The organism is Leptothrix ochracea (assembly GCF_041083635.1).
GTDB lineage: Bacteria > Pseudomonadota > Gammaproteobacteria > Burkholderiales > Burkholderiaceae_C > Sphaerotilus > Sphaerotilus ochraceus.
In genome coordinates this window covers 1-7,950 of the sequence record NZ_JBFPHB010000046.1, presented here as the reverse complement: position 1 = coordinate 7,950, position 7,950 = coordinate 1, and the positions used below count along the sequence as shown (strand labels likewise).

The 7,950-nt window shown below is 61.3% G+C and carries 9 protein-coding genes; 4 read left to right on the top strand and 5 right to left on the bottom strand.

The window, feature by feature from the left end; translation table 11 throughout:
• A partial coding sequence (mutL, locus tag AB3X39_RS13305; protein ID WP_369417865.1) for a DNA mismatch repair endonuclease MutL occupies positions 1-1,055 on the bottom strand: 1,055 nt, incomplete at its 3' end.
• Between the two features lie 16 nt (positions 1,056-1,071).
• Positions 1,072-2,199 carry an ABC transporter substrate-binding protein gene (locus AB3X39_RS13300; RefSeq protein WP_369417864.1) on the bottom strand — a complete coding sequence of 376 codons (1,128 nt, stop codon included), beginning with the start codon at positions 2,197-2,199 and terminating at the stop codon, positions 1,072-1,074.
• 151 nt (positions 2,200-2,350) lie between these two features.
• On the opposite strand from AB3X39_RS13300, the gene AB3X39_RS13295 reads away from it, so the two are divergent.
• Entirely contained in the window at positions 2,351-2,992 is a 642-nt protein-coding gene (locus AB3X39_RS13295; RefSeq protein ID WP_369417863.1) for a VTT domain-containing protein, read from the top strand.
• A gap of 35 nt (positions 2,993-3,027) precedes the next feature.
• On the opposite strand, the gene AB3X39_RS13290 is transcribed toward AB3X39_RS13295, so the two are convergent.
• Positions 3,028-4,275, bottom strand: coding sequence for an N-acetylmuramoyl-L-alanine amidase (locus tag AB3X39_RS13290; RefSeq protein ID WP_369417862.1), 1,248 nt, complete (start codon positions 4,273-4,275; stop codon positions 3,028-3,030).
• Positions 4,272-4,745 (bottom strand): tRNA (adenosine(37)-N6)-threonylcarbamoyltransferase complex ATPase subunit type 1 TsaE, encoded by a 474-nt coding sequence (gene tsaE, locus AB3X39_RS13285; protein WP_369417861.1) that lies wholly within the window; start codon positions 4,743-4,745, stop codon positions 4,272-4,274. Before tsaE ends, AB3X39_RS13290 begins: the two co-directional genes overlap by 4 nt.
• A 33-nt stretch (positions 4,746-4,778) precedes the next feature.
• On the opposite strand from tsaE, the gene queG reads away from it, so the two are divergent.
• Positions 4,779-5,897 (top strand): tRNA epoxyqueuosine(34) reductase QueG, encoded by a 1,119-nt coding sequence (gene queG, locus AB3X39_RS13280; protein ID WP_369417860.1) that lies wholly within the window; start codon positions 4,779-4,781, stop codon positions 5,895-5,897.
• Here queG and AB3X39_RS13275 read toward each other — a convergent pair.
• Positions 5,894-6,805, bottom strand: a complete 912-nt coding sequence (locus tag AB3X39_RS13275; protein WP_369417859.1) for an AEC family transporter — start codon at positions 6,803-6,805, stop codon at positions 5,894-5,896. The genes queG and AB3X39_RS13275 overlap by 4 nt on opposite strands.
• A 47-nt stretch (positions 6,806-6,852) precedes the next feature.
• Here AB3X39_RS13275 and xerD point away from each other — a divergent pair, with 47 nt between their 5' ends.
• Both xerD and AB3X39_RS13265 read left to right on the top strand, forming a co-directional pair.
• Entirely contained in the window at positions 6,853-7,782 is a 930-nt protein-coding gene (gene xerD, locus AB3X39_RS13270) for a site-specific tyrosine recombinase XerD (protein ID WP_369417858.1), read from the top strand.
• A gap of 10 nt (positions 7,783-7,792) precedes the next feature.
• Positions 7,793-7,950: RHS repeat-associated core domain-containing protein (locus AB3X39_RS13265; RefSeq protein WP_369417866.1), on the top strand; the 158-nt coding region annotated here is incomplete at its 3' end.

Sequence of the window (7,950 nt, the reverse complement as noted above, 5' to 3'; positions counted from 1 at the left end):
GGCTCGACCGCATTCAGATGGGCGGTGGGTGGCAAGAAGGGCGGCAACACCGGCTGCAACAGAGGTGGCATCGAGGTTGCGAGCGCCGCTTCCACCGCTCTGTGCAGGGCTTGGTGAACCTCGCGGGAATCCCGAAATCGAACTTCGACCTTGGCCGGATGCACATTCACATCCACCCGCTCCGGGGCGATGCTGACGAACAAGACGTAGGCCGGTTGGCGGTTGCCGTGCAGCACGTCGTCATAGGCCGCACGCACCCCATGGGCGATCAGACGATCTTTGACGGGCCGGTCATTGACATAGGTGTATTGCAAGTCGGCCTTGGCACGAGACAAGGTGGGGATGCCTACCCGTCCTTGAATGCGTAGGGGACCGATGGTGGCGTCTACCTCGCGACTGCCGCTCACAAATTCTTCCCCGAGCATATCCCGCAGGCGTTGCTCCAACGTGCAGGCGCGCCATTGATGCAGTAAGCGGCCCTCGCTCCAGACCGTGAAAGCGACGTGTGGTCGAGCCAAGGCGTGACGTCGGACGGCTTCCATGCAGTGAGCCAGTTCCGTGGCATCACTTTTCAGAAATTTGCGCCGAGCCGGGGTCGCATAAAACAACTCCCGAACCTCCATGGTCGTGCCTGGTGCCCGTGCTGCTGGGCTGATTTCACCCGAGCGAGCTTCGAGCCGTTGGCCATGGGTCATGCCTGCGGTGCGACTGGTCAGGGTGACGTCGGCGATCGAGGCCACAGCGGCCAAGGCCTCGCCCCGAAATCCCATGGTCAGGACATGCTCTAGATCATTCAGAGAAGCAATTTTGCTGGTGGCATGTCGGCGTAACGCTCGGGGAAGATCTTCGGCAGCGATCCCCGCGCCGTCATCTTCGACGCTGATCAAACGCACGCCCCCGGCCATGAGACGAATGACGATATGGCTCGCACCGGCATCCAAGGCGTTATCGATCAGCTCACGGACCACCGAAGCGGGCCGCTCCACCACTTCGCCAGCGGCAATTTGGCTGATCAGTTCATCCGGAAGATCACGAATGGGGCGAGGTTGAACCATGGGTGCGCGTCAAGTCTCAGTGAACGTAGCGTCCATGGCGGGCAATTTGAACCAATTCCACAAAACGCGATCCGGTGTGGCCGCCGGCTATGAAATCGATATCCATCCCGGCATAACGGGACTGCAACGTTCTGAACGCAGCATGCATGCGCGCTCGACTCAGTTCGGCGCCACTGCGCTTGAGTGCATCGGCCAGAACTTTGGCGCTGACATAGCCTTCTAGGCCGTAGTAGCTGACTGTCAACTTCATCATGGTGCACAGGTTCCGATACTCCTGAATGGTGGCGTCGAACATGTTCCATGGGTAGGGCGCCGCTTGGACAATCACCAAGCCTCGGGCGCGTTCACCCAAGCGGTGCATCACCACGTCACCAGAGACGATGGACAAACCATAGAAGCTCGATTGCAGCCCGATGCGTGGAGCATCTTCCATCAAGTCCGCAGCCAGTTGGCCGTTGATGAACATCACCACCGCTTGTGGCTGGAGGGCCAAGAGCTTGCGTGCCGCATCCGCGATGTTGCTGCCATCGGCCAGAACGGGGGTTGAGACGGCAATTTCGAGTTTCCGTGTGGCCAAAGCGTCGGCCATCAATTTGTGGATTTCCTCGCCAATCGGGCCAGCCAAGGTCACCAAACCGATGCGATTGACGCCGATGGTGGTTAAGTGTTGTACGAGTTGCTCAATCTCACGGCCATAGGTGGCCCGCATGAAATAAGCCGCTCCACGGCATTTTTGGCGCACGGAGTCCGTCACTGCAAACCCGGCAAACGCAGGAATACCGGTTTCGCGCAGCAGCGGCTCAAGAGCTTGTGTGGTGTTGGAGCCCACACAGCCAAAGAAAATCTGCGCGTGATGATCATTGATCAACGATTGGGCATTGCCCAGGGCACGTTCCGGCACGCCATCGTCACCGAGGGTGACCAGCCGCAGTCGACGCCCAAAAAGGCCCCCTCGGCTGTTGATGTCCGCAAAGGCCAAAAGCGCCCCTTCGTTGAAAGCCAACACCTGATCATGCAAGGGGCCTTTGAGGTCAGCCGTCTGACCCACGACGATATCGGGCAGCGAGTTCTGTGCCGACACCTGACGGGCAGTCGTGACCAGACCCACCCCAGAAGCGGCCAGAAGGAGCGATCTTCTACGCATGCAGACCTTGAAAAAGCAGGGTGGTTTGGAACGAGAGCGTGGTATTCATGCCCATCAGCAAGACCATAAAGGGCAAAAATGACATGAGGTGTCAGAAAAGTGACCGTCGCCAACGGCGGCATTCCCCGTGGTCAAAGGATAATCTTGTCCCATGGATTGGTTGCCCCTCTTGCTTGATTTCGTTGTGCACGTCGATAAACACTTGGCCACCTTCGTGACCAGTTACGGGATGTGGATTTACGCGCTGCTGTTCGCCATTATCTTCGTAGAGACGGGTGTTGTCGTGATGCCGTTTCTACCCGGAGACTCATTGCTCTTTGTTGTCGGAGCCATGTGTGGCGTTGGGTTGATGGATTACACCGGGTCTGTCTTGTTGCTGATCGCTGCGGCCATTGCTGGAAACCAGAGCAACTACACACTGGGGCGACGCATCGGCTCCAAAGTTTTTGAGTGGAAACAGTCTCGTTTCTTTGACAAGAAAACCTTTCTGCAAGCCCACGATTTTTACGAAAAATACGGTGGAATCACGTTGATTGCTGCACGGTTCATGCCTTTTGTGCGAACTTTCGCACCTTTTGTGGCGGGCGTTGCGAAAATGTCACGCTCCAAGTTCACCCTGTTTGATGTGTTGGGGGCTGTCTTGTGGGTGGGTGGTTTGGTGACGGTTGGCTATTTGTTCGGCAACATCCCGTGGATCAAAGACAACCTCGAAAAAATCATTTGGGCCACGATCCTGCTACCCACCTTGTTTGTGGTGGTGGGCTCTGTTCGAGCCAGAAGCCGGGTCCATTAAGGGCGCGTGAGCGCTGGCGTAGCCCACGGGGGGGCTCAGATCAACCCTTGACGGGGTGCAGGGGCGTGATCAGCGACGTAACGCAAGATGCCGCTCATCAGGGCGCGAACCAGTTTTTGTTGGTAGGCAGGGTGGCGAAGATGCGACTCTTCTTCCGGGTTGGAGATGAAGGCGGTTTCAACCAAGACCGAGGGAATATCCGGAGCCTTCAAGACGGCAAACCCAGCTTGTTCGACCCGGTTTTTGTGCAGTCGGCCGATATGCCCTAAATGCCCAAGAAGTTCGGTGCCCAATTTCAGGCTGTTCTTGATCTGAGCGGTGGTGCTCATGTCGATCAAGGTGCGTAGCACTTGGGCGTCGGTGGCTGCGACGTTGATACCGCCAATCGTGTCCGAAGCGTTTTCACGTCGGGCCATCCAGCGTGCCGCTGTGCTGGTGGCCCCTGACTCCGACAGCGCAAACACCGATGCCCCCCGCGCCTTGGCCGTGAAGTAGGCGTCGGCATGCAAAGAAATGAACAGGTCCGACTTGACTTGGCGGGCTTTATTGACGCGTTCATGCAAAGGCACGAAATAGTCACCGTCGCGCGTCAACACGGCTCTGAGTCCCGGTCGAGTATTGATTTGCCGCGCAAGCTGATGCCCGATGGCCAAGACCACATCTTTTTCCAGCAGTCCACTGGGGCCCCGTGCGCCCGGGTCTTCGCCACCGTGCCCAGGATCGATGGTGATGACAAACAGCCGATCCATCGACCCGGGGGGCGTCGTTGTCATCGCGGGGGCATCCGTGGGTGCCGGGGGGTCATTCGGTACGGCTTTTGGCGGGGGTGTTTCGGCGGCGGCTTGATCTGGATAGAGATCGAACACCAGCCGATGTTGATAGGGCGAAGCTGGTGCGAGGGAGAACACCTGGGGCCGACTGGCTTGCTTCAGGTCAAAGACCATCCGCACCCGGCCGGGGCGGTTTTGCCCCAGGCGGACCCGGGCAATTTGGGGGTTGTCGTTGCCGACCTTGCCCACCAGTTCGCGCAGTTGACTGTTCAGCTCCAGCCCATCGACATCAATCACCAGCCGGGGCGGGTTGTCCATCGAGAACTGCGTGCCCACCAAGGGTTGATCGGATTCGATGGTGATGCGGGTGTAGGCCTCGGCCGGCCAAACGCGCACGGCCAAGATGCTGGCCCCCCAAGCGATTTGGGGGCCGGTGAGCAGCAGCACCGGCGCGACGACAGCACCTTGCAGCCAAGTTCGGCGTGACGGTGGGGTGGACTTGTGGGCAGTCATGGCAGCAGACGCATCCCTGTGGCGGTGTTCGCTTCAAGTGTGACACTGCGCTGTTCATCTGGCAAAACGTGCAGGCGAATGTGCAGATCAGCGGTTGGCAGCAGTCCGGCGGCCTTGTCAGGCCATTCGACCAGCTTCAAGCCGTCTTGGGCGAAGAGATCGCGAAAGCCCGCTTCTTCCCATTCACGTGGATCGCTGAAGCGATAGAAGTCGCAGTGCCAGATGTTGGCGATCGGTCCAAGGGTGCCTTCGTAGCTTTCCACGATGGCGTAGCTGGGGCTGCGAATGCGGCCTGTCACGCCCAAGGCGCGCAGCAGATGGCGCACCAAGGTGGTCTTGCCGGCTCCCAGATGACCTTCCAAGGTGATCAGCGCGGAACGCAGTTCCTGCCGGGTCGCTAACTGCGCGGCAAAGGCTTCGCAGTCGCTTTCATCGGACCAGCGAAGTTCACGTTGCATGTCAGGTTGCATCAAAGGGGAGGGAGAGGTTTCTAGAATCACCGGATGTCCATCGTCAAACACGCCATACCCGTCGCCACGACGCTTGATCTTGCAGAGCTTTGGAGCCAGTTGCAGGACTGGGCCACGGCGCTGGGATTTTCCCAGATCGGCGTGGCCGACATCGATTTGGCGCATGCCGAGCCCGGTTTGCAGGCGTGGCTGGCGGACGGATGTCACGCTGGCATGGCCTACATGGCGCAGCATGGCCTGAAACGGGCTCGTCCCGCAGAGCTTGTGCCGGGCACGCTGCGGGTCATCACGGTGCGCATGGATTATTTGCCGCGCCAGACTTCGCCCGCGTGGCGCGAAGACGCGTGGTCCCGGCTGGCTGACCCCGGCGCGGCGGTGGTTTCGGTCTACGCTCGGGGGCGCGACTATCACAAGGTGCTGCGCAGCCGCTTGCAGCGTTTGGCGGACCAGCTGGCCGAGCGTATCGGGCCGTTCGGTCACCGAGTGTTTTGTGATTCGGCCCCGGTCATGGAAACCGAGCTGGCCGCCATGAGCGGCTTGGGTTGGCGCGGCAAGCACACCTTGGTACTGTCGCGCCAAGCGGGCTCGATGAGTTTTTTGGGCGAGCTGTTTGTCGATCTGCCCTTGCCGCTCACGTCGGCCAGCAGCGCGCATTGCGGTGGGTGCCGTGCTTGTTTGGACGCCTGCCCCACGGGCGCGATCGTGGCGCCGTATCGGCTGGATGCGCGGCGCTGCATCAGCTACCTCACCATCGAGCACGCCGGGGCGATTCCCCTTGAGCTGCGGCCTATGTTGGGTAATCGCATTTATGGCTGCGACGACTGCCAGCTCATTTGCCCATGGAACAAGTTCGCCACCCCGACCAAGGTGCCCGACTTTGATGTGCGCCACAGCTTGGATCAAGTCAGCTTGTTGCAGCTTTGGCGCTGGGACGAGGCCACCTTTTTGCGCTGCACCGAAGGCAGCCCCATCCGCCGCATTGGCTTTGAGCGCTGGCGGCGCAATCTGGCGGTGGCGATGGGCAACGGCCTTCGTCAAGGCGGTGCTTGGGCTGACGACTTGTACGCCGCGCTGCAACCCGATCATCTCTGGGCCGATACCGACTTGGTGCGTGAGCACGCCGCTTGGGCGCGGGCCCCATCCACCCTTTAAAGAAGCGGCAGTCGCCGCGCGATCTCGACCGCCAGCGGAATACTCACCATGCCCAGCAAGGTGGAGGCCGTGACCAGCCCCGCCACGTACTGACCGTCACCGCCCATGCGGATCGCCAGCACAAAGGCGCTCGATGCGGTGGGCATGGCGGCAAAGGCCACCAGCACCAAGGCTTGATCGTGCGGCAGGGCCAAGACCACGCTTAGCAGCATGGCCACACAGGGCAAGATGAGGTGCCGGATGGTGAGCAGCCCAGCGGCCAAGCGCGGAGCGGCATTCAAACCACCGATTTGCAACCCCGCACCCACCGCCATCAAACCCAAGGGCAGGGCGGCGGAGCCGATGCGCGCCAAAGTGGTGTCCACCGCACTGGGCAAGCTCAGGCCCGCAAGGTGACCCAGCAACCCGCCCACGGTGCCAAGAATGAGGGGGTTGCGCGCCATTTCGCGCCAGACGTTTTGCCCGCCGTGGCGCGCCAGCGACCAGACCGCGCCGATGTTGCACAGCGGCACACCCAGCGCGATCAGCAGCGCAATCCACGCCACGCCTTGTGAACTGCCGAGCCGCTCGGCCAGCGCCAAGGCGACGTAGGAGTTGAAGCGAAAGCCCACTTGGGCGCCCGAGGCATGCAGCCTGGCGTCCACCCCGGGCACGGTGCGCAAAGCGGTGGCCAGCCCAAAGCCGCAGACCAGCATCAACACCCCGGCCAGGCCCAAGTTCAAGGCGCTGCCGATATCCAGCGGGCTACGCAGCACCGCGCCAAAAAGCAGCACCGGAAAAAGCAGCCAATACACCAACTGTTCTACCCCGGCCCAGACGCGCCGGTCCAGCGCGGTGTGCCTGCACAGCACAAAGCCCAGCATGATGAGCAAGAAGTCGGGCAGCAGGAGCAGGGCAGAAGAAATCATGGGGCGGGCAAGAGTGAGCAAGTCGGGTGGCGGCTAGGATGGGCACCATGCAGCTTTCGCAAGTTTCCGTCTCTCCTGATGAAACAGCCCAGACCATCGATCTGTGGCTCGACACCCTTTGGCTTGAGGACGGTCTGCGTCCGCTGACCTTGGCAGCGTACCGCAGCGATCTTCAGGCTTTTGTGGCTTGGTTGGCCGAGCATCATCCCGGCTTGGCCTTGGATCATGCCGAGGAAGCCCATCTGTTGGCTTACTCAGCCGCCCAGCATGAGCAGACCCGCACCACCACGGCGAACCGGCGTTTGACGGTGTTCAAGCGTTATTTCCGTTGGGCCTTGCGCGAGCGGCGCATCGACAAAGACCCCACCTTGCGTCTGAGCGCCTCGCGCCAGCCGCTGCGCGTGCCGCAAACCCTGAGCGAAAACCAAGTTGCCGCCTTGCTGGCCGCGCCCGATGTGAGCACCCCGCTGGGTCTGCGTGACCGGGCCATGTTGGAGCTGATGTACGCCAGCGGCTTGCGGGTCAGCGAACTGGTCGAGTTGCCGAGCCGCCATCTGCGTTTGGGCGAAGGGGTGGTCTTGGTGCGCGGCAAAGGCGAGCGCGAACGGCTGGTGCCTTTTGGCGAGGAAGCCCACGCTTGGCTACGGCGCTACGTGCTCGAATCCCGCACCGCCTTGCTGGGCCAGCGCCACAGCGAAGCGCTCTTCGTCACCGCCCGCGCCGAGTCCATGACCCGCCAAATGTTTTGGAGCTTGGTCAAACGCCACGCCCAAAGCGCCGAGATCTGGGTGCCCCTCTCGCCCCACACCCTGCGCCACGCCTTCGCCACCCACCTCATCAACCACGGCGCCGACCTGCGTGCTGTTCAACTCCTCCTCGGCCACGCCGACATCTCCACCACCCAGATCTACACCCACGTCGCCCGCGAACGCCTGCGCCACATCTTTGCCCAGCATCACCCACGGGGCGGTGGCTGACTTGAGCGCCATGGCTTCTGTGAACACAGCAGGTGTGACCAAGTCCGGCCCGCTGGGCACGTTCTTCTACGCCTATGACGAAACAGGCCTGTTCCACAACGGCCACCGCGACTACAACCCGGCCACCGGCCGCTACATCCAGCCCGACCCGATTGGGCTTGAGGGCGG